Raw genomic sequence first — 24,633 nt, 5'->3', positions numbered from 1 at the left:
TGAGTAGTGCTTAAGCGAGTAGTGCTTAAGCACTAATAAGCAAAATTATTATTATAGTGAACGGAGTTAAAGCAATATGAATTTTTCTATAAAACCAGTAGATTTAGGGAAAGTTCATATTGCAACTCCTGTTGTTTTATCTCCAATGGCTGGGATCACTAACTGGCCGTTTCGCGTAATTTGCCGCGAATTTGGTCCGGACGGGCTTTACGTAGCAGAAATGATTACAGCGCGAGCTCTAGTTGCACGAAATCCAAAAGCACTTAGACTTTGCCGTTTTGCGCCTAGCGAAAAAGTGCGCTCTTTGCAGCTTTATGGTGTAAATCCTTCTATTGTAGAACAAGCTACTCGAATTGTTGTCGACGAAAACATGGCTGATCACGTTGACTTAAACTTCGGCTGTCCAGTTCCAAAAGTGACGCGACGTGGCGGCGGTTCTGCTCTTCCTTGGAAAACTGATTTGTTGCAAGAAATTTTGCATCGCGTTGTTTCTGTTTGCGAACCTGCAGGAATCCCTGTTACGGCTAAATTCCGTGTTGGTATTGACGAGAATCATGAAACTTTTATTCAAGCTGGTCATATTGCGCAAGAAGAAGGATGCGCTGCTGTAACTTTGCATGCTCGCACAACTGCAGAATATTACGGTGGTCATTCAGACTGGCAGCGTATTGGTGAGCTTGTAGAGACGCTTGATATTCCGGTTTTTGGCAATGGTGATATTTGGGGTGCGGAAGATGCGCTCGCAATGTTTAAAGAAACTGGCTGCGCTGGCGTTGCTATCGGTCGAGGATGCCAGGGTCGCCCATGGTTGTTTGCTGATATTCGCAATGCTTGCGAAGGTAGCGATAATCGTGTTAATCCTACTTTGGCGGAAGTGGGATCAGTTATTTTGCGCCACTTAAATCTTTTAGTTGAGTTTTATGATGGCGACGAGCGTATGGCTGTTCACGACTTGCGTAAGCATATTGCTTGGTATTTAAAGGGCTTTCCTGTTGGTGGTGGCACTCGTAAAGCGTTTATGGAGTGCGAGTCGATTGAGGATGTTCAACGTAATCTCGATATGCTTGATGGTTCTCTTTGTTTGCCAAAAAAGGTGTTAGACACGCCGCGTGGACGAGTTAGATTTGCTAAAAAAGTTCATTTGCCGTATGGGTGGTTAGATTCTCGTACAACTAGTCACGAAGAGCGAGAGGCGTTATTTGGTGACGATCCAATGGATGCAAGTTACTAGTATTTTCTAGGGCTTTCGTCATTTTTTTGCACTGATTATTTCGATAATGTTCTATTAAAATCACCTTGTGCTCATATTTGCATATAGCACGGTGTATTATCAAAGCAGTGACATTTTTTCAGTTTATTGTGAAAACGTCGTCAGTATCGAGCGTTTTACGCTAAAATATTGTGTAAACGTGCGTGAGTGACAGGAGATAACGGTGAGCGAGATTGCCCAGACTGACAATTTCAACGACAAAACCATCATCAAGGTAGTCGGCGTCGGTGGTGCCGGCGGTAACGCCGTCAATCGGATGATCAGCGAGGGTCTACAGAATGTAGAGTTTGTGGCCATTAATACTGACGCTAAAGATTTACTGCGTTCTGATGCTGATGTAAAGATTTCATTATCTGATGCTTCGAGCCGAGGCTTGGGTGCTGGTGCTGATCCTGAAAAGGGTGCTAAGGCTGCGCAGGATCATCAATCAGACATTGAAGAGGCACTTAAGGGTGCTGACATGGTGTTTGTTACCTGCGGTGAAGGCGGCGGCACGGGTACTGGTGCAAGCCCAATTGTGGCTCGTGCAGCTCATCAGCAAGGTGCTTTGACTATTGCTGTTGTTACACGTCCATTCGGTTTTGAAGGACCGCAACGTGCTGCATCTGCAAAACTTGGTATCGAGAATCTTCGCAAAGAAGTTGACGCGTTGATTGTTATTCCAAACGATCGTCTTTTGGAAATTTCTGATCGTACTATTGGAATTATTGAAGCATTTAAGACGGCAGATACTGCGTTGCTCGCAGGTGTGCAAGGCATTACTGATTTAATTACCATGAATTCTTACATTCATGTTGATTTCTCTGATGTTACAGCTGTTCTTCGCGGAGCAGGTACCGCACTGTTCGGTATTGGTGCTGCAAAAGGCGAGGATCGTGCAACTCAGGCAGCTGAAATTGCTATTAGCTCCCCATTGCTGGAAGAAAGCATTGAGGGTGCTCACGGTGCTTTGATTAATATCGCAGGTCCAAGTGATTTGAAGCTTCAGGAAGCTTCTGCTGCAACTGAACTTGTTCGTAAAGCTATTCATCCAGAAGCTCAAATTATTTGGGGTCTTTCCCTCGATGATTCTTACGGCGATGAGGTTCGAGTTACGGTTATTGCTGCTGGATTTGATGCTCATCCTAAGGCGGAGGAGTCCTCGGCTAAAGCTGGTCAGTTTGTTGATATGCAAGCAGATGTTAAGCCTGTAGCTCCTGCACAGTCTACCTCATCTTTCAAAGAGGAAGCTCAAGCTGCTCCACAAGTAGAACAACCTGCTTCTATGCCTTCTATGTTTGAGCCTGCGATGAATCATCAGCAATATTCTCCTGCGGCAGCTCCTGTACAGCAGCCTGCTGAACCTGACGAATTAGATATTCCTGATTTTCTGCGTTAAGCGTAACGAGAGGAGGGTTGTTTCATGGCTGGCTTTATGAAGAACGTGATGTCATACGTTGGTATGGCAGATGTGCCTGAGGATGATGATTATGCTGAATCTGATGTTCAAGAAACGTCATTCGATAATGATCGCTCGGTAACTCCTGCTGTGTCGCAACATGGTAATGATTTGCGTGGTGGTTCTGCTCGTGCGAATGCTAGTCGTATGAGTCGTATTACTACAATTCATCCTAAGTCTTACGATGATGCGCAAATGGTGGGTCGTGCTTTGCGTGACGGTGTTCCAGTGGTTTTAAACCTTACTGGTGTAACTGAATCGGTTGCGTATCGTATTGTTGATTTTTCTGCTGGAGTTGTATTTGGTGTTCGCGGTTCTATTGAGCGTGTGACTCCTAGGGTATTTTTGCTAAGCCCGGCACAAGTGAATATCAAAGTGGAGGATGCTCCGAACGACAATACTGCGCGTGACTTGTTCTCCTAAAATTGTATTTGCTAAAGAATTAATTGAGCAGCGTTTGTTTAACAACTTTCGCTGCTTTTTTATACTTTTTGGTAGCATAAAAGCGATGTGTACGAGCATGACTAAAATCATGCGAATTTAAACTAAAGGCATGTAACCCAAATAACGAAAGTAATCTCATGAGCACTGAAAATGAAAACGAAAACACTATGCAAGCCAAGCAACGCACTGTATTGTCGTTTGTGCGTCGTTCTGGGCGCTTAGATGCGCGTTTACAGCACGCTCAGGAGCGTTATGCAAGTCAGTACCTGCTAGACGTTACTGAAGCACCTGGCTCATTTAGATTGCGCGAAAATTTGAACATTACGCATGATTGGATTAGCGATAAGTGGGGGAATGACAATCCGCTTATTGTTGAAATTGGTTCCGGACAAGGCGAAAACATTGTTGCCGCAGCTGAACGTTTGCCGGAAACTAACTTTTTAGCGCTTGAAGTTTATGATCCAGGCGTTGCTCACACAATGCTTCTTGCTGGAAAGCAAGGTTTGACTAATCTTCGTATTGCACAAATTAACGCTCCTGATTTCTTCGCTGCGTGCGACTGCGGAGTTTTAGAAGAAGTTTGGACTTTCTTCCCGGATCCATGGCCTAAAATGCGCCACCATAAGCGTCGTATTGTGCAGCCAGAGCTTGTCTCTACAATACACCAGGCATTGCGTAGAGGGGGTGCGTGGCGCATTGCTACAGATATTGAGGATTACGCTTTGCATGTGCATGAGATTATGGATTCTCGCGAAGATTTTGCAAATATTGGCGAATTAAGCGCAAGTCTTCCAATTGAGCATGTAGGGAAAGGTACAGCTGATACTGCAGCAGCTCTTCCGCACGCAGATTTTAGCGAGTCTGAGCGCTTTGCTGGTCGAGTTCTTACGAATTTTGAGCGCAAAGGCTTGGAGGCTGGTCGCACGATTCACGACTTCACCTACATAGCACAATAATGCTCTGCCGCCGCTGTTCTCGTAGCTTTGCAGTTGTACTTAGTCTCAACACGCCGTGAGTTGCGTACTGCTTTTTTGAGTGTTAATATCATATGGTTTGGTTCGAAGCCCCCTTCGTCTAACGGTTAGGACACCAGACTTTCAATCTGACAACAAGAGTTCGACTCTCTTAGGGGGTACAAATTACAACGCCGCTGGGTTTTCAGCGGCGTTTTTCGTTTTTTGTATTTCTGATATTCGTATTTCTATTTTTGCTGCTTACCCTATTTTTCGTATTTTGCGCAGCAATTAGTTTTTCATATATTTTTTCTATAAATCGATATAAGATCTGACAATGTATTAAATATCACAAAAGGTATGTTGTGCTTTTTAGAGGTGATACACTTTCTCATTGGTACTTCTGCCCGGGCTGCGTAGGTCAGGAAGTATTCAATTCAGTAATTTACAATGCGCAGCAGCTTAAAAAAGGATTTCCTATGAGCGATATTTTCAATACAAATAATAATGGGTTAGAATCATCTAATTGTGTAACGGATCAAGTGGATAGTAATGCTGCTTCTAGTATTAATAGGGTTGTGAGCATGCGTTGGCGTGTTGCAGATATCGCATTAGGTGCTGCTCTTGCTGCTGTTTTTGGCGTTATCTTGTATGGCTATGGCTTGGTGTTTATTCCTTTGATTCGTACTTTGAATGCAGCTGTTCTTCCTGGTTTTGCAAGCATCACGCATGGTGTTTGGTATTTGTCTGGAACTCTTGCAGTTTTGCTTATTCGTAAGCCAGGTTCTGCAGTGTATGTAAATGTTGTTGCAGCATTTGTACAGGTGCTACTTGGAACTCCGTTTAATATGCGAGATACGCTTATTTCCGCACTTTTACAGGGTGTGTTTGCGGAGATTCCGTTCTTAATTTTCCGTTTGCGAAAGTTTAATTTGACTTTGAGTGCTCTTTCTGGTTTGCTTGTGGCTTTTGAGTATGGTGTGTTCTTAAGCTTCACTAAGTATCAGGCCAAAGCTTCTACTTATATTACGATTCATATGATTACAGAGCTTATTAGTGGATTGTTGCTTTCTGGAGTGCTTGTGTGGTTTGTGTATTTGGCTTTGCGTAAAACTGGTGCTCTTGATAACTTCGCATCTGGACGCTCTGACCGAGCTTGAAATCATCGGGATTTCAAGCTCAGTAATCCTAAGCAAGGTCAAAAATTCGACTCACTGAGTTGGCGACGTTTATGGGTATGTGCTAATCTAGTCGTTGCTAACTTTGTTAGCGTGGGGCTTTAGCTCAGTCGGTTAGAGCAGCGGACTCATAATCCGTCGGTCCAGGGTTCAAGCCCCTGAGGCCCCACAAGATATTAATAATGCCACTTCATTATGATTTATGAAGTGGCATTTTTGCATCTTATAATTTAAATTTTATTTTTTGTTTTATTTGTTATTTTCTGCCATTGACAAGTAATCTGGTATTTGTTTTGGATACTTAGGCCATGCTCCTTCTTGAGTGCACACAAATGCTGCAGTATTAACAGCTGCGCGATGCGCCTCTTGCAAGCTTTCTCCCTTAAGAATATGCGCTGCAAATGTTCCTGAGAACGAGTCTCCAGCACCAACTGTGTCAAGAACTTCAACGTGTGGAGTTGGGATAGTTGAGCTTTCTCCAGTGCTAGTAGTAATCGTGCTAAAAGTAGAGCCGCCTGTAAGAATCACATAATCTAGTCCGTAACGAGCTTGGAACCACTTGCAAGCTTCCTCGTCTGAAGTGTCGCGAATATTGAACATATCGCGTAATAAGAATAGTTCCGAATCGTTAAGCTTAAATACTGTTGCTTCTTGAAGTAATGTGTCAATAAGATCCTTAGAGTAGTGATCGCTTCTAATGTTAATATCGAAGAACTTCATTGCTCCAGGCTTAGTATGCTTTAACAATTGCAAAATTGTGTCGTGAGTTTCTTGAGAACGTAAGCTTAGAGTGCCAAAGCATACTGCATCTGCTCGTTCTACTAAATCAATGAGTTCTCGAGTGTAAAGAATATGATCCCATGCTATATTTCGCAGAATAGTGTACTCTGGTATTCCATTTTTTAGTGTTACTTCTACAGTGCTTGTTGGCCAAGCGTTGCGTTGAATAATTGAAGCGATGCCAGCTTTGTTCACTTTGTCAATCAGCTCATCGCCGAGTTGGTCTTGACCAACAGCGCTAATCATGCAACTTTGCGCTCCGTGACACTGTGCATGATATGCAAAATTTGCTGGTGCTCCGCCAACACGTTTTCCGTGTGGAAGCAAATCCCATAAAAGTTCGCCGAGTGAAAGAACAATTGGCTTAGTCATAATATTCCTTTCGCACGCGTCAGTGCAGCAAGTTTGTAGAGCTATACTTTTTACTAAATATCTTCTCGCTTCTTCAAAAGCATTTTGATGCAAATTTTGCTTGTAAAAATGCTATACAAACAATTATGGTGCGCCCTTTCGATAAGTAATATGCGCAATGCGTGTTACGTTTCTATAGAGCGCACCATAAGTGCTATATTGTGTACGTTTAACTTAGCTTATGCTGGCGTACTATATTATTATTATTCTTTTTTATTATATTTTTCTATTATTTTGATTTATTGCTTAATGCTGAAAAATATCACTTTTGTGAGCTTGTTCAGCCATCCATGCTTCTACATCATCGATTTGCTTTGGAATGTCAATAGAAAGCCACTCTGGACCGTTTTCAGTCATTAGTACATCATCTTCAATACGAATTCCAATTCCGCGCATTTCTTCCGGTAGTATCAAATCGTTAGCTGCAAAGTATAATCCTGGCTCAATAGTGAATATCATTCCTGGAGTAATTTTTGCGCCCTGATAAGACTCGTAGCGTGCTTGTGCGCAATCGTGCACATCCAAACCAAGATGATGAGCAACGCCGCAAGCGTGCCAACGACGATGTTGTTGACCTTCTGGCGAAAGTGATTCTTCAACGCTTACTTTCAAAATTCCCCATTCGTGCAAGTGTTCAGCTAGAACGCGCATGCAAGCATGGTGAATATCGGAGTAGGTTGCACCTGGCTTAGCAGCCTCAAAACCGGCTTGCTGAGCGTCAAGAACGCACTGGTAAAGCTTCTTTTGCAAGTCAGTGAATTTGCCGTTCGTTGGGAAAGTTCGTGTAATGTCAGCAGTGTAGAGGCTGTTAACTTCAACGCCGGCATCAATAAGTAGCAATTCTCCGCTGGAAACAACGCCAGTATTGCGCATCCAGTGCAAAATTGGCGCGTGCTTGCCGGAAGCAACAATCGTGTCGTAGCCAACTTCGTTGCCTTCTTCGCGAGCAACAGAATTAAAAGCACCCTCAATCATGCGCTCGGAATGCTCATGACCCAAAGCATTAGGCAAACGCGTAAGCATGCGGTCAAAACCAAGTTTTGTGGCGGCAATAGCTTTGCGCATTTCGCGAATTTCGTAGTCGTCCTTAAGCATTCGTGCTTCTGCAGCGAATTCGTGCAATTTGTCGTCTGCGCAAGTGTTTGCATCTTCATCAGTAAATCCACTTGCTTCTCGCATTGTTTCAACTTTTGCAGTAAGCTCAGGATCGGTTTCTCGAACAATTCGCACGCGAATGCCTTCACCATTAGCATCGTCGCTTACGTTCTTTGCAATAGCGTCATCAAGTTCTGCAATATCGCGCGTTTCAATGCCAGTCATTGCTTTAAGTTCTTTTAAGCCTGCGCGAGGACCAACCCAATATTCTCCGTAGTGAGGATCCTTGTAAAATGCTGAAGTGCTGTTATCTGCGCGTGGAGCTACAAAAAGCTCAGGTACATGCGTTTTTCCAGCCTTAGCTTCTTCGCTGTCTTCGCTGACTGGCTCCATAACAAGCACAGCACCAGCCTCATAGTCTTGACCTAAGCCAGTGTAGTAAGCAAATGTAGTGTCTGGACGGAAAGCATAATCGCAGTCGTTATTACGCACCTTTGGTTGTCCTGCAGGAATAACTAAACGTTCACCTGGGAAACGCTTTGAAAGAGCCTCTAAACGAGCTGGAATGTACTTGCTAGATTCAAGAGCTTTAACTTCTGGCTCCTGGTTATCCCAGTTATTCGTCATAAAATCTTTAAAAGAATCACTGTTTGGACGAAGTGAACGGTTATTTACGCGATCTTCTGCCTTTTGCGTGCCGTCAGCTTTTAGCTCTTCGCCGTGCTCAGTTGGCGTATATTCTGCCATTATGAGACTCCTTAATTTTTGCTTGTTAATTTTTGCTTGCGCAAATTATACAAATAGTAAATAAACAGTCAATAAACTAACATAGTCTTATTTAGTGTTTTATGCGAGTTTTTTAGTGCAAAATAGCAAGATTTTATACGCAATTTACAAAGTGCGTATAAAACGCTTTTGCTATGTGAATATTGTCACAACATATTTATATGCGTGTGTTGTTGGTATCAACTAATCTAGATTGTTGGAAAATGAGTAAGCGAGCGTAAAAATTAGGGGGAGTAGTTATGTCTATTGAAAATCCAAATCGCAATAATGAGCGAATTGTTGATATCGAACGCAATATTATGAGTCGAGCTCCAGAACACAATAAAACTAATCTCGACTTGGATCGCATGCGTCTTATTCTCGATATTTTAGGTCATCCAGAGCAGTCTATGCGTGTTATTCACATAACTGGTACGAACGGCAAAGGTTCTACTGCTCGAATGGCTGAGTCAATTTGTCGAGCATACGGTTTGCGAACCGGATTATATACTTCTCCACATTTGGAGCGCGTAAACGAGCGCATTATGATTGACGGACAGGAAATTAGTGACAATCAGTTCGTTGATGTGTGGGATCAAATGAAAGACATTATCGACATGGTTGACGCTCGCATGGAAGCTGACGGTAAGCCAAAAATGAGCTTTTTTGAAGTGCTTACAGCCATGGCAATTTGGGCTTTTGCGGACGCTCCTGTTGATGTTGCTGTTATGGAAGTTGGCATGGGTGGCGAATGGGATGCCACTAATGTTATGAATGCTGATGCTGCAATTATTGGGCCGGTTGATATGGATCACATGCAATGGCTTGGAAACACTGTTGAAGAGATTGCTCGCACGAAGGCTGGTATTATTAAGCCAAATTGCACTGTTATTTTGGGTCCTCAGCCGCATGAAGCTAAGGTTTTGCCAATTATTAAGGAAGTTGCAGAGCGCAACCATGCTACATTATTGCGCGATTCTTCTTATGGCGATGGCGAACTTGAAGTTGTGTCTCGTACTCCTGCAGTTGGTGGACAGGTTGTTACTTTGCGTACACCTCTTGGCACTTATGAGGATGTTCCGGTTGACAAGTTTGGCAAGCATCAGGCTCATAATGCTTTGGCAGCTCTTGCTGCTGCGGAGGTTGTGCTGCCTGTAAGTGGTGCTTTGGATGGCGATTTAGTTGCAGAGGCTTTAAGTCAGGTTAAGGTTCCTGGGCGTATTGAGCAGGTTCGTACTTCGCCGACAATCATTATTGATGGTGGACATAACGTGAATGCTGCCGAGTCTCTTCGTGAAACTATTGAAGAAAACTATCATTTTGAGCAGCTTATTGGCGTTGTGGCAATGATGGCAGATAAGCAAGTTGAAGAATACTTGGGTGTTCTTGAGCCTATTTTGACGAAGATTATTGTTACGCGTAATTCTTGGCGCGACCGCGTAATGGATCCGGAAGAACTCGAAAAGATTGCTGTAGGCGTATTTGGCGAGGATCGCGTAATTCGTGTTGACGAGCTTCCGGATGCTATTCAAACTGCTGTTGATTTAGTTGATGAAGACGATGAGCTTGGTGTTGGCTATGGTCACGGAGTGCTTATTTGCGGTAGTTTCGTCACTGCAGGAGACGCGCGCACAATGCTTGTTGAGCACGTGAATCCGGATTTAAAAAAGCCGAAGGATCAGCGCGTAGCAATCCACCCAAATATTGACGAGTCCTGAAAATTAAGCTATTTCTGCTACTTCATTCGCAAAGATTTAGCTTTTTCTACAGTATTTTTTACGAGTACTGCTTGAGCGTCAACTAACGGTATTTGCGGAAGAGGGAAAGCTTCATTAAGCACGCTTAATTCTGTGCAACCCAAAATAAGTGCGTCGCAACGGCACGTTCCTGCAGGGTCGAGCATGTCGCTTAAAACGGACTCGTAACGGCGTAAATTAAGATTGCCTGTGCCTTTTACATCATCATAAATAAGTGATGTAATGCGTTTTTGCAAATCGTCGTCGGGTGCTACGAATGTGTATCCTGCTTCTTCTATAGCGCGCTGATACACTCCAGCTTTACGCGATCCTGCAGTACCTAAGAATCCAATACGGTTACATTTAGACTTTGGGTAACGTTTAGAAACTTCAGCTACAGCACCACGCGGCATATGTATAATTGGCACGTCGGTGAGTGCTTGGAACTTATCGTAAAAGTAATGCGCAGTATTGCACGTGAGCACAATAAATGAAGCACCTATCGCAGTTGCTTTAGCTATGTCGTCTGCAAGAGTAGGGAATGGGCTTTCGGATGATTCGCCAACAATATATGCTGTTCTATCTGGCACAGAAGCATCATTGAATACCACATAATCTAAAAACTCTTGATCGTTATGTGCATGCGTTTCTTTATTAAGTAAACGAATATAGCTTTCTGTTGCAAGTGTGCCCATGCCGCCAAGTACAGCAAAAAACGGACGTTTCATTGTCTCATATTCCCTTCAAAGTTACGTAATAATTTTCACGCTTTATTGCGGAAAAATTCTGCGTAACGCCTTGTGTAAATTGAAAACATATGACGAATCATCAACCAGCGTAGCAGATTCATATCTTTTTTATATTCTAGCGTAGTGCCCCAATCGCCGCGACGAATCATATTAAGACCGCGCTTCTTTTCATCGCCTTCTGCTACATAATTGCAAAATATCGATCGCGGAATCTCCATCCACAACTTTTCTCCACGACCGAACACAGTATTTCCGTCAAAAGGCTTATGGTCAATTAAATCTTCAACAAAATATTTAGCAATATTAAATCCGTTTAAAGTGACGAAATAGCTTGAACGGCCTTGGCGTAAATTGATTTCAAAAAGCTTATATTTTCCGTCTCTCTCATCGTATTTCATATCAAAATTAGCTACGCCAACGTAATGTATATCTTCCAAAAATGCTTTAATATTTTGGAAAACTTCTTCATTGTAGTCTGGAATAATAGCTGCATAATTGCCAATCGCTTCTGGAGTTGGATCCTCCAGCAGAGGGTGTCCTAGAAACATCATGCGCACATGATGATTGCTATCAACGTAAGCGTTTAGCACACGCATGCGGCTGTCGTCTCCAGGAATAAAGTCTTGCAAAATCATTTCGTCATCGTAGCCAGCTTTGTACGAGCGTTGAATAAGAGTATCAAGTTCTTGCGGAGTATTGATAATAAAAGCTTTTTTGCGTCCCTCAAAATCAATATCAAGCCATTTAGTGCTATTCGCTGGTTTCATAGCAATAGGGAAGCTGAATGGCAAATCTTCATAAGCGTGCGCTGCTACTTCTTGAGCGTTTACAACTTTAGTTTTTGGATGAGGAAGATTGTATTTTTCACAAGTTTTATAGAATGAGCTTTTAAGGCTAAGCTGGCGATTGAGCGAATTTGGCAATGTGTGGAAAGCAAAATATTCGTGCAATTCATCACCGCATTGGCTTAGAAGGTTCGCATATACGTCGCCGCAAGGAATAAGCAGAAGTTTGGTATTAGGATGCTCTTGATGCCATGATTTAGCAAAATTAAGCATTGTATTGCGGAATGTAGGAAGTTCTCCAAAGCCTGGAACAATTCTCACATCGACAATTTTGCTAAATTTCGTAGGTGAAAGTTGGAAGTGCGCAAAAGCAATTGAAGTAATGCCATATTCTTCATGGAATGCTCGAGCCATGCCGTATGCGTTTATATCGCTACCGAGTAACACAGGTTGAAATCGTTGATTCTTCATTTGTATCTTCTTCATTTGTTTTAATTTGTTATTTAACTTGTTTGTTATTTAGTTTGTTAGCTAGCTTGTTAGTTAGTTTATGTAGTAATTGCGTTTATTTTATTCGTATATTTTCATACTTTCGCATAAGCGTATTACAGACCAAAAAGACGCTTTATTACGAATGAATCACCCTCATACGGCACATGCTTTCGTTTGTTTTTAATCCAACGTTCATCGCCCTTACCAATAGCAAGAAGAATGTTTAATCTTCCATTTTTTTGTTCGCTACTTGCTGCATCGTTGTAAGCGCATTCTATTGCTTCAGCTCTGTCGATAATAATGCGTGAAGAAACATTTGGGTTCGTAACATAACTTTGCATATCCTCGCAAATATGCATTACGTCTTCAGTATCAGTATCTTCAGTAGTGAAAATAAACTGTTCTATGCGGTTTTGCGCGGCTTCAACAATTTCTTTACGACGGTCGACAGCTTTATCTCCTGTGGAACCAGTTATTAGCGTAATTCGAGGATTAAATTTGCCGTAGCGTTCTTCTACAAAGTCAAGAACTGATTTTGTAGAAATGTAGTTATGCGCATAGTCGACAACCGCAATCATGTTTGAGTGCGTGTCTTTGAAAACTTCCATGCGTCCAGAAATTTTCACATTCTCAATAGCGTGTAGTGCGTGTAAATCAGTATCCTGATTAATTCCCAATTCTCCTGCAATAGCGATTGCAGCTAAAGCATTTTCGTAGTTAAAATCTCCTGCAATAGACAATGCGAATTCGTCAATAGGGCAGTAGTGCACGTCTTCTTCGTAGTCGTTATCTTCATAGTCGTCGTCTTCGCTTGAGTCTCGCATAGCGATGCAATGTGATTCACTATTTTCTACTGGCATTGCAATGTAGTCAGGAGTAAGTAATTCCGTGTAATCGTCATCGTTAGCAGGCGCGCAATAATTTATGCGATCGTCGTCAAGATCATCGAAATTGTCATTTTCGCAAGCATCGCCTTCTATTTCATCTTTTTTAATGCGAGCAAAAGTTGTTACGAGCACATTGTTGCGTTCCGCATCTTGTAAAAGAAGATCTGCGTGATCTGTATCAGAATTTAGTACTAAACGCTTAGTATTTGCAATAATTTGTCGTTTGCAATACAAGTAATCTTCAAAAGTTGGGTGCTCAATAGGGCTAATGTGGTCTGGGCTAATGTTTAAGAATGCTGCAACATCGAATTTAAGACCGTATACGCGATTCACCTTATAAGCTTGCGAAGAAACTTCCATAACAAGATACTTCATGTCGTTATCTACAGCTTCGCGCATCATTTTGAAAGCATCAAAACTTTCAGGGGTAGTTAAATTAGATTCAACGTAATTTTTTCCGTCTACGCAATTATCTACTGAGGAAAACAGTGCTGCTTTACCGTGCGAATGGGAGTTTAGAATAGCGTGAGTAAAGTAGGCTGTAGTTGTTTTGCCTTTAGTTCCAGTAATTCCAACAATAGTGAGTTTTTCTTGTGGATTTCCAAAGAATGCTGCTGCAAGCACGCTCATTGCTTTTTTAGCATCCGTAACAATTAAACCAACAGCTTTTGTGTATTGTGCGTAGCTTTGTTCAGCAACATATGCAGCAAGTCCTTTGTTGTCTGCATCTAAAAGATATTCCGACTTAAAATTGCCTTTAATAAACAGAAGTGTTCCAGATTTAATATCGCGAGTATCGTAAGTTGCGTTAGTAAAGTACTCATCTGCATCAATATTTGGGAAATAATACGGATTTAAAGACCATATTTCATTGCGAGAATGAGTAGAGTCTATAGTTTTTTCTTTAGTATTAGCACCATTAGCAGTATTAGTATCTTCTGCTTTACCATATTGAATCATTTCGCGTAACAATCCATAGTGTTGCAAAATTTCACTTGCGTTTGCTAGTGACAACGTGTTATGCATGATCATAATTTACTTCTTTTCACCAAATGTTTTATAGCCATGTTCCAGTAATAGGCTCACGTCCGTGAGATTGCAGCCATTGATTGAAGCTATCTCGCCAATTAATATAAGCTTCGCGCTGCCAATCCATCATAGTATTCAGCCTCATGCAACTTACTGACTCATATAGTTTGCTCATTGGAGCAATCAAATCAAGAGCTGCAACTGTGTCTGCTGTAGCATCGTGGAAATCTCCGATTGGTTCAACCCCGTAAAACTGAGATGTAATAGTGAGAGTACGCTTGCCGGATCTTCTAGAAACAGCCCTATCGATAACAAGAGGGTCAACAGTAAGAATGTCATTAGCGTTTAGTGCATGTATTGGACAAGTTGCGCGTTCTTCTAGCGCAGTAAGATGCCAATGCTTCAAGTCGTGACGTAACATTGCAATATCAAATGGAGCGTTATAAGCAAGTAGTGGAATATTCTTAGCTTGAGCCATGCTTACTGCACGTGCAAGGAATTCAAGTTCTTCTTCAGGCTCTCCGCCGTGTTCTTTGAGGTATTCATCTGTGAAACCATTTACTTCGCTTGCTTTAGGATTCATAGGCTGATGAGGGTTAATTAACCAAGTTGATACCACATCTCCAGTGTGAGCTAGTTCAGGATTGCGTAATACTAGAGTTGCAGAAACAATGGCATCTTTACCAATATTTGCACCTGTAGTTTCAGTGTCGAAACCAAGTAACCATGATTCAGCAAGTAATGTATTCTCATCTTGCTTAGGTGCTAAATCTAAAGCATTTAACAATTCTTGAATATGAGTTGGCATAGTCACAATACTACCGCAATGTCACGCAATGTCACACTATGCCGCGCTGCGTTATTGTGCTGCGATGTGTTATCATCTTGCGCTGCGTTGCACTATGTAGCACGATAAATCAGTAGCTATATGTGCAAAATGAAAGTATTATTGACTATATGAGTGAGCAAATCGAGAAGACAAATGTTATGTGCTCTAAAAGCGTAAGAGCTAAAAAACAAAGTGCAAAAAATTGTAATGCTCGCTTATTTAGTGATCGTTTAGTAAATACTAAGCAAAGTTCTGCAATGGAAAGTCGACGCAAAAGATTTGAACAACTTGTATCTACTTGCGTTGATTCTTTATACACCCAAGCTATGCGTCTTACGCAAAATGCGCAGGATGCGCAAGATTTAGTGCAAGATACTTTTGAGCGCGCTCTTAAATCTTTTGAAACTTTTCAGCCTGACACAAATTTTGCTGCCTGGATTAACAGAATTGAACGAAATTTGTATTTTAATCAGTACGCGAAAGCAAAACGAAGCCCTAAACGTGCTAACGATGAAACTGGTGACTACAATGATTGGGATATTTATGAGGCTTCTAATCATTGCGCAAAAGGAATGCTTTCTGCTGAACAAGAATATTTAGAAGGGTTTGCTCCACAAGAGATTATTGCGGCGCTTAGTAAGTTGCCACCTGAGCGTAGAAAAGTTTTTATTGAAGTTGCTATTCGAGGTAAATCTTATAAACAAATTGCGCAAGAAGAAGGCGTAAAAATAGGAACTGTTATGAGTAGACTTAACCGCGCTCGCATGCAACTTAAACGTGAACTTTCTGATTATTCTAGTGAATAAAAGTATGTTAAAACGAAAAAGCCCACGATTGACGTGGGCTTTACAGTATGTATAAGCGAATTTATAGCTTAAGCATTTGGTCTTTTGCCATGATTCGCTGCTTTTTTACGACGCGCCTTGCGCTTGCGGCCACGCATACCCATAATGCACTCCTTAACGATTAATGAACAACCTTAGGGATTATCGCACGTTGCCAAGACGTTATATTTGTAAACGTACTAATCTCGTGCGAGCAATCACTTGTTGGTAGCAATATTTGCAGTGATGAAGCTTATGTTGCTTATGCTGCTATATCAGCTACAGTTGCGTTTAATAATGTTACGATATCTTGAGGATTAAGAACTACGTCCAATCCTCGTTTTCCTCCAGAAACAAGAATCTCATCAAATTGCATTACGCTACTATCTAGTACTGTTTCATGATGCGTTTTTTGTCCGAATGGTGAAATTCCGCCAACTACGTAGCCGCTTTCTCGTTGCGCGACTTCTGGGCTTGTCATACTTGCTTTCTTTGCGTGTACGGCTCCTGCAATTGCTTTCATATTGAGACGTCCGTTTACTGGAACAATTCCAACTACTCGCTTTTCACCAGTGTCAACCATGAGAGTTTTGCAAACTTGAGCTGCGCTTACGCCTAGCTTCTCAGCAGCCTCAATTCCGTAGCCGTCGTCCATGTGATCAGCGTCATGCTCGTATTGCGCTATGCGGAAGGTGATGCCTGCGTTTTCGAGTTGCGCAATAGCAGGAGTTGCTTTTCCGGTTTCTGCATGTTTTTTACTCATTTGTTACCGTGCCTTATACTCAGCCATCAAATTGTGTTACATGATATGCTATACCGACTGTTGACTTAATGTATATTAAACATATAAACCCCTTGTGTAGCTTAGAAAGCAGCACAAGGGGTTTTTGATATATTAAATATTCGCACAAGCAACTATTGCTAATCGATGCTTAGCGAAATCACTCGGAGATTTCAGCGAAGTAAAGAAGGGTGCGAATCATGTTGGAAGTGAAGCCGTACTCGTTGTCGTAGAAGGTAACGGTACGAGCCAAAGTTACACCGTCAACAGTGTTCACATCGGTCTGAGTTGGATCGAAAACGCCACCGTGGGTGTCGCCGATGATGTCAGAAGACACGATACTGTCTGCATTGTAACCGAAGTACTCGCAGTTTTCGAAAGCCTTCTTGAAAGCGTCGTTAATTTCTTCAGTGGTTGCTGGCTTCTCAAGAACAGTAGTTAACTCGGTAACAGAGCCGTCTGGAACTTGAATGCGCTGTGCGTGACCCTGGAGCTTGCCGTTAACTTCTGGCACAACCTTGCCGATTGCCTTAGCAGCGCCGGTGGAGTGCTCAATGGTGTTGCAAGCTGCGGAACGGTTGTTGCGTGGCTTGGAGCCGCGTGGGCCGTCGAGAATCATCTGAGTGCCGGTGTAGGCGTGAATTGTGGTCATGAAGCCGGACTTGATTCCCCAGTTATCTTGAAGCAACTTCACCATTGCGGCCATGGAGTTGGTGGTGCAAGAACCAGCGGAAACAATGTTATCAGAAGCCTTCAAGATTTCGTGGTTAACACCGAACACAACTGTTGGAGTGGTTTCGTCCTTAGCAGGAGCAGAAATAAGAACCTTCTTAGCGCCTGCGTTCAAGTGAGCCTGGGACTTTTCTGCAGAAGTGTAGAAACCGGTGCATTCGAGAACGAATTCAACGCCATCGTTCTTAACCCATGGAATGTTATTTGCGTCTTTTTCGGCGTAAACCTTATAAGTCTTGCCATCTACAACGATTGCGTCTTCGGTGGAGGTTACCTCAACTGGGGTGCCGTCATCGTGGCGGAATGTGCCGTGGGTGCTGTCATACTTGAGCAAGTAGGCGAGCATCGAAGGGGTGGTCAGATCGTTGATGGCTGCGACTTCGATGTCACCTGCTTGACCGCCGCGAGCTTGAAGCTCAAAAATACGACGGAATGCGAGACGACCGATGCGACCGAAACCATTAATACCAATCTTGACTGTCATGTGGTTCTCCCTTGAGTGAGACCTCGTGCGCAACGTTTTAAGCCGCGCTATTTTCGCGATGAAAACTCACGCATTTAGGTCATCGTTATTTGAATTAACGGTGTTCATTTTAGTGTGCGGTATGTACGAAGAGTTGTAATATAGCTCACTTTTATTGCAATCATGCACTGTGAGAACAGTGAGCGTTAACATGCTGTGTTTTATGAGTGTTTTTGTGAATTTTTTGATAGTTTCTAGTTGCGTTTTTGCATAACATTTTACGAATCAATATTGTTCAATTGAACAACGCATGTAATTTTAAAAAGAAAAATGCTGACGAGTTTTCAAGTAAAAGATCCTCGTCAGCCATTTGTGCAAACTAAAGTTTGCGCTATTCGTTATACGTCATTGCTTCAGCAGCTGCAGTAGTCGAATATGTTGGAGTAGTCTCGCTTTCAAGAGGAACTGCTAATGCTTCCGATATAGAAGCATCAACTTCGCCTAAATCTCCAATTGGTCTTTTAAACCAGCTCACCTGTGGCAATGGAGCGTTAATAGGGAAGGTTACAATAAGTGTTCCTTCATGAACGTCAATATGAGCCGGCGTATCATTTAATAATTCGTTACTTAAACCTTGTACTGCATCTCCATGCATGGTTGCGTGTTTAAGCTGATACTTTAATCCAACTTCATTTACATCATTAGAAACTGGAGTATGAGAAAAAACGGAAACTATGCGCAAATCATTTCCAGATGATGCTGGAAAATCAAGAGATCCATCATGTATTGCTGTAACAATTTGACCGTCGCCGTACAAGAATCCAATTCCACCGCGACGCGCTAAACGAACCATAAGTTGAATATTAGAAATAGTATGGTCAACTCGACCACCTAATCCTCCGAAAATATGAAATTCTCGAGAGCCTTTAGCCCAACCGACTTTCAACGCAGAAAGTAAGTCCGGATCATCTTTTTCTGCAGGCAATCTAGTAATAACTGCATCAGTAGGGAGCTTTAATCTAACAGAGTCAAAATCGCCGATGAGCGCATCCACATGCAAACCTAATTTACATGCATGATCCCAGCCTCCATCAGCTGCAATTGTTAAAGCGCGATCTGGCACATGCTCACGCGTATGATCGTAATAATCTCCTGCTGCTAATACTACGCAGCGTTGCAAAGGTTCCATAGCAACATAATAACGCTGCATTTGTACTGATGACATACATTTATAACAAGAGTTTATAAGCGTAGTGTCAACCAACATTTGACTATGTTTTATGCCATTTTTTGGATTTGGTTTTAGCGTATTTTATTGTTTTTATTCCGGCAAATACAGGAATTTTTAGACTAATACTCGCTTAACATAAAGTGCTTGGTGTAATATTGCATGGCAAGTTAGATTTTCCAAGTTATTATGGATTTTCGTTAATTATTTGCTAGTAGACTAACGTAATGCTGTGTTGTATATTCTACGAGGAGAAATAAATGTGCGGAATTGCAGGGTTCATTAATGACACCCCAATTAACGTCAAAAGCCAAATTGTAAAAGATATGACAGATGTGATTGTGCATCGTGGTCCTGACGAGTATGGAACTATGATTGACGAACACGCAGCACTTGGTTTTCGTCGACTTAGCATTATAGATCTTCACGGTGGATCCCAACCTATGTACAACGAGGATGGGAATCTTGCAGTTACTTTTAATGGCGAGATTTATAACTACAAGCCACTTCGCGAAGAACTTATTAAAGCTGGTCACACTTTCCACACTGATTGCGATACAGAAGTATTAGTGCACGGATACGAAGAGTGGGGTAAAGGCTTACTTAATCGTTTACGCGGAATGTTTGCATTTGTTATTTGGAACAAGAGTACTCAAGAATTGTTTGGCGCTCGCGACCATTTCGGTATTAAGCCTTTTTATTATGCGCAAATGAACGGTACTTTTATGTACGGATCCGAAATTAAATCTTTACTGCGCCATCCAGATTTTAAGAAGGAACTTAACGAAAATGCGCTTAAGCCGTTTATGACATTCCAATATCCTGCAATTAACGAAACTTTCTTCAAAGGCGTTTTTAAGCTGCGTGAAGGTAATTGCTTTACGTATAAGAATGGCGAAATGAAGATTGAGCAATATTACGATCCTAATTTCAAAGAAACAAAGCAACGCTTGAATGAATTAGTTGATTCTATCGATAAAACAGTTTGTGATTCTGTTCAAGCTCACCAAATTGCGGATGTTGAAGTTGGTTCGTTCCTTTCTTCTGGAGTTGATTCAAGTTATGTTGCCGCTGTTGCGCGCCCTGAACACACATATTCTATTGGTTTTGCTGGTGGAAGATACAATGAATCCAAACAAGCAAGCGAATTGGCAAAAATTATTGGCTTAAACAATAAATCTGAAATTATTGACGCCGCTGACGCATTCCGTTATTTTCCACAAATTCAGTGGTATTTGGACGAACCTGATTCTAACTTCTCTTGCGTCCCATTATTCTTCCTTGCAAAATTAGCTTCGCAAGATTTACGCGTTGTGCTAAGCGGTGAGGGAGCAGATGAATTATTTGCAGGATACATTGATTATGGTGTTCATACGCGTTCTAAACTTATTAAAGTTGTGACTCGCATGCTTGCAAAGTTGCCAAAAAAGTTACGTTACGCGATTGGTCGAGCTGCAAAGGGTAAGCATTTCCATGGAGCGTGGCACTTGTACGCTAATTTAGCTCCAGCTGAGGAGCATTTTATCGGCCAATCAAAGGTCTTCAATGAGGAAGATGCTGTAAAACTTTTGAAGCCTGAGTATCGCAAGGGTCCTAGCGTTCGCAGCATTGTTGATGCTATTTACAATAGAATTGCTGGTAAGGGACTTTCTGAAGTGAAGAAAAAGCAATATCTTGATATGCATCAATGGATGCCAGGAGATATTTTGCTTAAGGCAGATAAAATGACTATGGCACATTCTTTGGAGCTTCGCGTGCCTTTGCTTGATCGCGTTCTTATGGATGTTGCAGAAAAAGTTCCTACTAAATATTTAATTACTGACGAAAATACGAAGTTTGCTTTCCGACAAGCTGCGTCCCGTCATTTGCCAAAAGCTTGGTATGACAGAGAAAAGCTTGGTTTCCCTGTGCCAGTTAAGGATTGGTTGCGTGAGGAACGTTTTTATAAGATTGTGCGTAAGACGTTTGAAAGTGACGATGCTGCTAAATTCTTCGATAGAGATGCTTTACTTCGTATGATTGACGATAATTATGCAAAGAAAAATGACGATCGTCGTAAGATTTGGACAGTTTACACATTCCTGACTTGGTATGATGTGTACTTTAATCATGATGGATTGAAGCCTGAGCCAATGCAGTTAGCGTAGAAATCGCATAGTTCTAGCTTTGATTTGTGGCAGTCAAAACACGTTTCGTGTGTTGACTGCTTTTTTGTCAAGGCTTCTAGTAGAATAGACATTCGGCTTGAGTAATCAAGAAAGTGGGATGTCCCCACCTGGAAGCCTGCTGTGGTTTCGGGTTCATGACTTCGGTCACGCAAGTTAGCTTCTTGTGCTGCTTGCTGCGCTGTTTGTAGCGTTTTATTGATATGAAGTAGTGAATCTTAAGCTCTTGGACTTCTTGGTGTATTGCATCTTACAAGTATTTAGAAGGATTGGAGTCATCATTAGCGACGAACCACGCATTAACGAGGAAATTCGAGTCCCTCAGGTGCGCCTTATTGGTCCAAAGGGCGAGCAAGTGGGAGTTATCGCAACCTCTGTCGCGTTAAACCTTGCAAGGGAAGCTAACCTCGATCTTGTCGAAGTTGCACCTACTGCTAAGCCTCCAGTAGCCAAGCTTATTGACTACGGTAAGTACAAGTACAACGAAAAGATTAAGGCTCGTGAAGCACGTCGTAATCAAACCGTCGCAGAGGTTAAGGAAATTCGTTTCCGCCTTAAGATCGACGATCACGATTTCGATGTGAAGAAAGGTCATGTGCTTCGTTTCTTGAACGGCGGAGACAAGGTAAAAGTAACTATTATGTTGCGTGGCCGTGAGCAATCTCGTCCGGTTGGTGGCGTTGAATTGTTGCGCCGACTTGCAGATGAGGTCTCTGAAAGTGGCACAGTAGAGTTTGCGCCAAAGCAAGAAGGTCGAAATATTATTATGACTCTTGCTCCAAAAGGCAAGAAAATTCATACACAGTCTGAGCAGCGTCGTCGTGGCGCTGAATCTCGCGCTGAGCGTCAAGCTCGTCAGGCTGCTCGTCTTGCAGCTAAGCAAGAAGTTCAGTCACAAGCTGCAGCTGCAGTAAATGCTATGCAATCCGATCAACATCACAAGGAGGGCAGCAATGCCGAAGATGAAAACTAATTCCGCAGCGTCCAAGCGCGTTCGTCTTACCGGTACCGGTAAGGTGATGCACGATGGTAGCGCCATGCGCCACAACTTGGAGCACAAGTCGGCTCGTAAGCGTCGTGCTCTTTCTGAAGATAAAGTATTGGCTACTGCGCAGAGCAAGAAGCTTAAGGGCTTGCTCGTTAAGTAAGTAACAAGTAAGAATTGCTTGTAAACGAATACGCAATCGAAAATTTTAAGAAAGCTGAGGAATACTTATGGCACGAGTAAAGCGCGCAGTAAACGCTCACAAGAAGCGTCGCGTTGTTCTTGAGAGGGCTTCTGGCTACCGCGGTCAGCGCTCCCGTCTTTATCGCAAGGCAAAGGAACAGCTGCTCCACTCATTTACTTATAACTTCCGCGACCGCAAGGCTCGCAAGGGTGATTTCCGCAAGTTGTGGATTCAGCGCATTAACGCAGCAGTTCGCGCTGAAGGCATCACTTACAATCGCTTCATTCAGGGCTTGCACTTGGCAGGCATCGAATTGGATCGTCGCGCTCTTGCTGAGCTCGCAGTTTCCGATATTGAAGCTTTCAAGGCTGTTGTCGAAGCTGCTAAGGCTGCATTGCCAGCTGATGTAAACGCTCCAGTTGAAGCCTGATTTTGCTTTAATAGAGTTCTATTTTAAGCCCACCAATTTAGGTGGGCTTTTTCTTTTAAATCAACAAATTTACTTATTAGCTATAATTATTTTTATGCGCTCAAATCTTGATTCTGACAATAGGGAAAATAATATTCCTGAAGAGTTTGCACTTCATATTCAACGCTTTATTGCGCATATTGATATTGAGCGTGGTCTTTCTAAAAAAACAGTATCTGCGTACGCTTCAGATTTGCAAGATTACACATGCTGGCTTTGCGACGAACGAAAAATAAAAGATATTGCTACTATTTCTCAATTAGATATTGAATCATACATTCGAACTTTGAATGAATTAGGGTTGGGGACTAGGACAGTTGCGCGTCGACTTGCAAGTATTCACGAGTGGCATCGCTTTATGCTTGCTCATGGTGACATACAAGCTGACGTTTCAGCGCAAGTAAAAGCTCCAAAACAAGCAGACTACTTGCCGGATGTTTTAAGTATTGAAGAAGTAAATAGAGTTATTGAAGCTGCAGGGAATTTTGGAAGTTCCGATGCTATTTCGATTAGAGATACTGCTCTTCTCGAGTTTTTATACGCTACTGGAGCGCGAATTTCGGAAGCAGTTGGCGTAAAATTCGAAGATATTGATTTAAACGAATCTGTTGTAAAACTTACAGGTAAAGGCTCTAAGCAGCGTTTAGTTCCGATTGGTGGTTGTGCTGTTCGTGCTCTTCGTAACTATATGGAGAAATCTCGCCCAGAATTAGCGTTAAAGGGCAAACGTGAATTGCACACAATTTTCTTAAATAAGAGAGGTAATGCACTTTCTCGTCAATCAGCATGGGCAATAGTAACGCAAGCTGGCGAGCGTGCAAAACTTGACAAACCATTGCATCCGCATACGCTGCGTCATTCTCTTGCCACGCATCTTATTGCAGGTGGTGCTGATGTGCGCACAGTTCAAGAGCTTCTTGGTCACGCTTCCGTAACAACTACGCAAATTTATACGCATATTAGTCCCGACGCATTAGTTGAAGCTTACGTAATGAGTCATCCTCGAGCTAAATAATTTTATGCTCAGAGTTTCGTGAGTATACCTGTTGATAAAGTGGGGAACATGCCTACTGATTTACTTGGACGCGAATACGAAACTTTTCATGCACCAGAGCCGTTAACTTCACATGGTCCTGCTCGCATTATTGCAATGTGCAACCAGAAAGGTGGAGTTGGTAAAACTACAAGTTCCATTAATATTGCTGGCGCACTAAGTCAGTATGGTCGTCGCGTTTTGATTGTTGATTTCGATCCGCAAGGTGCGGCAACAGTTGGACTTGGAATTAACGCAAATGCGCTTGATAATACAGTTTATACGGCATTATTTGATTCGTCTGTAGATGTTCACGACGTAATTCGTCATACTGAAACAGAAAATATTGATATTATTCCTGCAAATATTGATTTATCTGCAGCTGAAGTTCAGTTAGTAACTGAAGTAGGACGAGAGCAAATATTAGCAGGTGTATTGCGCAAAGTGCGCGACGAATACGATGTTATTATAGTCGATTGTCAGCCTTCTCTCGGCTTGCTTACTGTAAACGCGTTAACGGCAGCTGATGGTGTGATTATTCCACTTGCTGCAGAGTTTTTTGCTCTTCGAGGCGTGGCTCTTCTTATGCAATCAATTGAGAAGGTACAATCTCGTATTAATCCAAATCTTAAAGTATTTGGAGTTCTTGTCACTATGTACACTCGCACACTTCATAGTGAGGAAGTGTTGCAGCGCATTTATGAAGCTTTCCAAGATCGCGTTTTGCACTCTGTGATTTCGCGTTCTATTAAGCTGCCAGATTCTACAGTTGCTGCAGTTCCTATCACTATTTTTGCTCCTGAACACAAGACTGCAAAAGAGTACCGCGAAGTTGCGCGTGAGCTTATTGCTAAAGGTGTTGTTGCGTAAGTTCTTGTTGTTCTGCGTTAGTGTGGATTAAAAGCTGTCTGCGCTCACTAGTAAAATC

23 protein-coding genes and 2 tRNA genes are annotated in these 24,633 nt (G+C 42.3%); 15 read left to right on the top strand and 10 right to left on the bottom strand.

Annotation, left to right across the window (positions count from 1 at the left end):
* The first annotated feature begins 76 nt into the window (after positions 1–76).
* The 7 genes from dusB (at position 77) to HXT48_RS05250 (ending at position 5,452) form a co-directional block, all read left to right on the top strand.
* A complete protein-coding gene (gene dusB, locus HXT48_RS05280) occupies positions 77–1,231 on the top strand; it encodes a tRNA dihydrouridine synthase DusB (RefSeq protein WP_012913951.1) in 1,155 nt (384 codons plus the stop codon).
* 202 nt (positions 1,232–1,433) lie between these two features.
* Complete coding sequence (gene ftsZ, locus HXT48_RS05275) at positions 1,434–2,648, top strand: cell division protein FtsZ (RefSeq protein ID WP_012913952.1); 1,215 nt, start codon at positions 1,434–1,436, stop codon at positions 2,646–2,648.
* A gap of 24 nt (positions 2,649–2,672) precedes the next feature.
* Positions 2,673–3,131, top strand: a complete 459-nt coding sequence (locus HXT48_RS05270; protein WP_004105139.1) for a cell division protein SepF — start codon at positions 2,673–2,675, stop codon at positions 3,129–3,131.
* A gap of 158 nt (positions 3,132–3,289) precedes the next feature.
* Complete coding sequence (gene trmB, locus HXT48_RS05265; RefSeq protein ID WP_012913953.1) at positions 3,290–4,108, top strand: tRNA (guanosine(46)-N7)-methyltransferase TrmB; 819 nt, start codon at positions 3,290–3,292, stop codon at positions 4,106–4,108.
* 107 nt (positions 4,109–4,215) lie between these two features.
* Positions 4,216–4,287: transfer RNA gene (locus HXT48_RS05260), tRNA-Glu, on the top strand.
* A gap of 297 nt (positions 4,288–4,584) precedes the next feature.
* Positions 4,585–5,265 (top strand): ECF transporter S component, encoded by a 681-nt coding sequence (locus HXT48_RS05255; protein WP_041160559.1) that lies wholly within the window; start codon positions 4,585–4,587, stop codon positions 5,263–5,265.
* Between the two features lie 113 nt (positions 5,266–5,378).
* Positions 5,379–5,452, top strand: a tRNA-Ile gene (locus HXT48_RS05250).
* An 80-nt stretch (positions 5,453–5,532) separates the two neighbouring features.
* Here HXT48_RS05250 and HXT48_RS05245 read toward each other — a convergent pair.
* A complete protein-coding gene (locus HXT48_RS05245) occupies positions 5,533–6,435 on the bottom strand; it encodes a carbohydrate kinase family protein (RefSeq protein WP_004110445.1) in 903 nt (300 codons plus the stop codon).
* Between the two features lie 285 nt (positions 6,436–6,720).
* On the bottom strand, positions 6,721–8,316 hold the full coding sequence (locus HXT48_RS05240) for an aminopeptidase P family protein (protein ID WP_012913955.1): 1,596 nt from the start codon (positions 8,314–8,316) through the stop codon (positions 6,721–6,723).
* Between the two features lie 278 nt (positions 8,317–8,594).
* On the opposite strand from HXT48_RS05240, the gene HXT48_RS05235 reads away from it, so the two are divergent.
* Entirely contained in the window at positions 8,595–10,052 is a 1,458-nt protein-coding gene (locus HXT48_RS05235) for a bifunctional folylpolyglutamate synthase/dihydrofolate synthase (protein ID WP_012913956.1), read from the top strand.
* Positions 10,053–10,069: 17 nt separating this feature from the next.
* Here HXT48_RS05235 and HXT48_RS05230 read toward each other — a convergent pair whose 3' ends face one another.
* The 4 genes from HXT48_RS05230 to HXT48_RS05215 all read right to left on the bottom strand — a co-directional run bounded on the left by HXT48_RS05230 (position 10,070) and on the right by HXT48_RS05215 (position 14,820).
* A complete protein-coding gene (locus HXT48_RS05230) occupies positions 10,070–10,798 on the bottom strand; it encodes an aspartate/glutamate racemase family protein (protein ID WP_076002693.1) in 729 nt (242 codons plus the stop codon).
* A 35-nt stretch (positions 10,799–10,833) separates the two neighbouring features.
* Entirely contained in the window at positions 10,834–12,075 is a 1,242-nt protein-coding gene (locus tag HXT48_RS05225; protein ID WP_081378923.1) for a carboxylate--amine ligase, read from the bottom strand.
* Positions 12,076–12,209: 134 nt separating this feature from the next.
* The gene (locus HXT48_RS05220; RefSeq protein ID WP_421793020.1) at positions 12,210–14,015 is read right to left on the bottom strand and encodes a UDP-N-acetylmuramoyl-L-alanyl-D-glutamate--2,6-diaminopimelate ligase; all 1,806 of its coding nucleotides are present in this window, start codon (positions 14,013–14,015) and stop codon (positions 12,210–12,212) included.
* Positions 14,016–14,040: 25 nt separating this feature from the next.
* Complete coding sequence (locus HXT48_RS05215) at positions 14,041–14,820, bottom strand: exonuclease domain-containing protein (protein WP_012913960.1); 780 nt, start codon at positions 14,818–14,820, stop codon at positions 14,041–14,043.
* Positions 14,821–15,098: 278 nt separating this feature from the next.
* Between HXT48_RS05215 and HXT48_RS05210 the strand changes: the two genes are divergently transcribed.
* The gene (locus HXT48_RS05210; protein ID WP_041160560.1) at positions 15,099–15,647 is read left to right on the top strand and encodes a sigma-70 family RNA polymerase sigma factor; all 549 of its coding nucleotides are present in this window, start codon (positions 15,099–15,101) and stop codon (positions 15,645–15,647) included.
* A 68-nt stretch (positions 15,648–15,715) separates the two neighbouring features.
* Here the strand turns inward: HXT48_RS05210 and HXT48_RS05205 are convergent, their stop codons facing one another.
* The 4 genes from HXT48_RS05205 to HXT48_RS05190 all read right to left on the bottom strand — a co-directional run bounded on the left by HXT48_RS05205 (position 15,716) and on the right by HXT48_RS05190 (position 18,830).
* Positions 15,716–15,790: a 50S ribosomal protein bL37 gene (locus HXT48_RS05205; protein ID WP_369803150.1), complete on the bottom strand. Its 75-nt coding sequence runs from the start codon at positions 15,788–15,790 to the stop codon at positions 15,716–15,718.
* Positions 15,791–15,927: 137 nt separating this feature from the next.
* Positions 15,928–16,428 carry a Cys-tRNA(Pro) deacylase gene (ybaK, locus tag HXT48_RS05200; protein WP_004105119.1) on the bottom strand — a complete coding sequence of 167 codons (501 nt, stop codon included), beginning with the start codon at positions 16,426–16,428 and terminating at the stop codon, positions 15,928–15,930.
* Positions 16,429–16,606: 178 nt separating this feature from the next.
* Positions 16,607–17,662 (bottom strand): type I glyceraldehyde-3-phosphate dehydrogenase, encoded by a 1,056-nt coding sequence (gene gap / locus HXT48_RS05195; RefSeq protein WP_004573912.1) that lies wholly within the window; start codon positions 17,660–17,662, stop codon positions 16,607–16,609.
* A 370-nt stretch (positions 17,663–18,032) separates the two neighbouring features.
* Entirely contained in the window at positions 18,033–18,830 is a 798-nt protein-coding gene (locus HXT48_RS05190; protein WP_033888660.1) for a thiamine diphosphokinase, read from the bottom strand.
* Positions 18,831–19,129: 299 nt separating this feature from the next.
* On the opposite strand from HXT48_RS05190, the gene asnB reads away from it, so the two are divergent.
* From asnB to HXT48_RS05160, 6 genes are all read left to right on the top strand, one after another.
* Positions 19,130–21,016, top strand: coding sequence for an asparagine synthase (glutamine-hydrolyzing) (asnB, locus tag HXT48_RS05185; protein ID WP_102703416.1), 1,887 nt, complete (start codon positions 19,130–19,132; stop codon positions 21,014–21,016).
* A 253-nt stretch (positions 21,017–21,269) separates the two neighbouring features.
* The gene (infC, locus tag HXT48_RS05180; protein ID WP_174182727.1) at positions 21,270–22,007 is read left to right on the top strand and encodes a translation initiation factor IF-3; all 738 of its coding nucleotides are present in this window, start codon (positions 21,270–21,272) and stop codon (positions 22,005–22,007) included.
* Positions 21,988–22,182 (top strand): 50S ribosomal protein L35, encoded by a 195-nt coding sequence (gene rpmI / locus HXT48_RS05175; protein WP_004128670.1) that lies wholly within the window; start codon positions 21,988–21,990, stop codon positions 22,180–22,182. The genes infC and rpmI overlap by 20 nt, the downstream gene beginning before the upstream one ends.
* Positions 22,183–22,249: 67 nt before the next feature.
* Positions 22,250–22,633, top strand: coding sequence for a 50S ribosomal protein L20 (gene rplT / locus HXT48_RS05170; protein WP_004105106.1), 384 nt, complete (start codon positions 22,250–22,252; stop codon positions 22,631–22,633).
* 94 nt (positions 22,634–22,727) lie between these two features.
* Complete coding sequence (gene xerD, locus HXT48_RS05165; RefSeq protein ID WP_116440631.1) at positions 22,728–23,687, top strand: site-specific tyrosine recombinase XerD; 960 nt, start codon at positions 22,728–22,730, stop codon at positions 23,685–23,687.
* A gap of 48 nt (positions 23,688–23,735) precedes the next feature.
* Complete coding sequence (locus HXT48_RS05160; RefSeq protein WP_004110398.1) at positions 23,736–24,575, top strand: ParA family protein; 840 nt, start codon at positions 23,736–23,738, stop codon at positions 24,573–24,575.
* Positions 24,576–24,633 lie beyond the last annotated feature (58 nt).

This window comes from Gardnerella sp. KA00127 (assembly GCF_049244125.1).
GTDB classification, from domain to species: domain Bacteria; phylum Actinomycetota; class Actinomycetes; order Actinomycetales; family Bifidobacteriaceae; genus Bifidobacterium; species Bifidobacterium swidsinskii.
The sequence above is the reverse complement of the archived record's forward strand: the minus strand, read 5'-3'. Positions and strand labels throughout refer to the sequence as shown.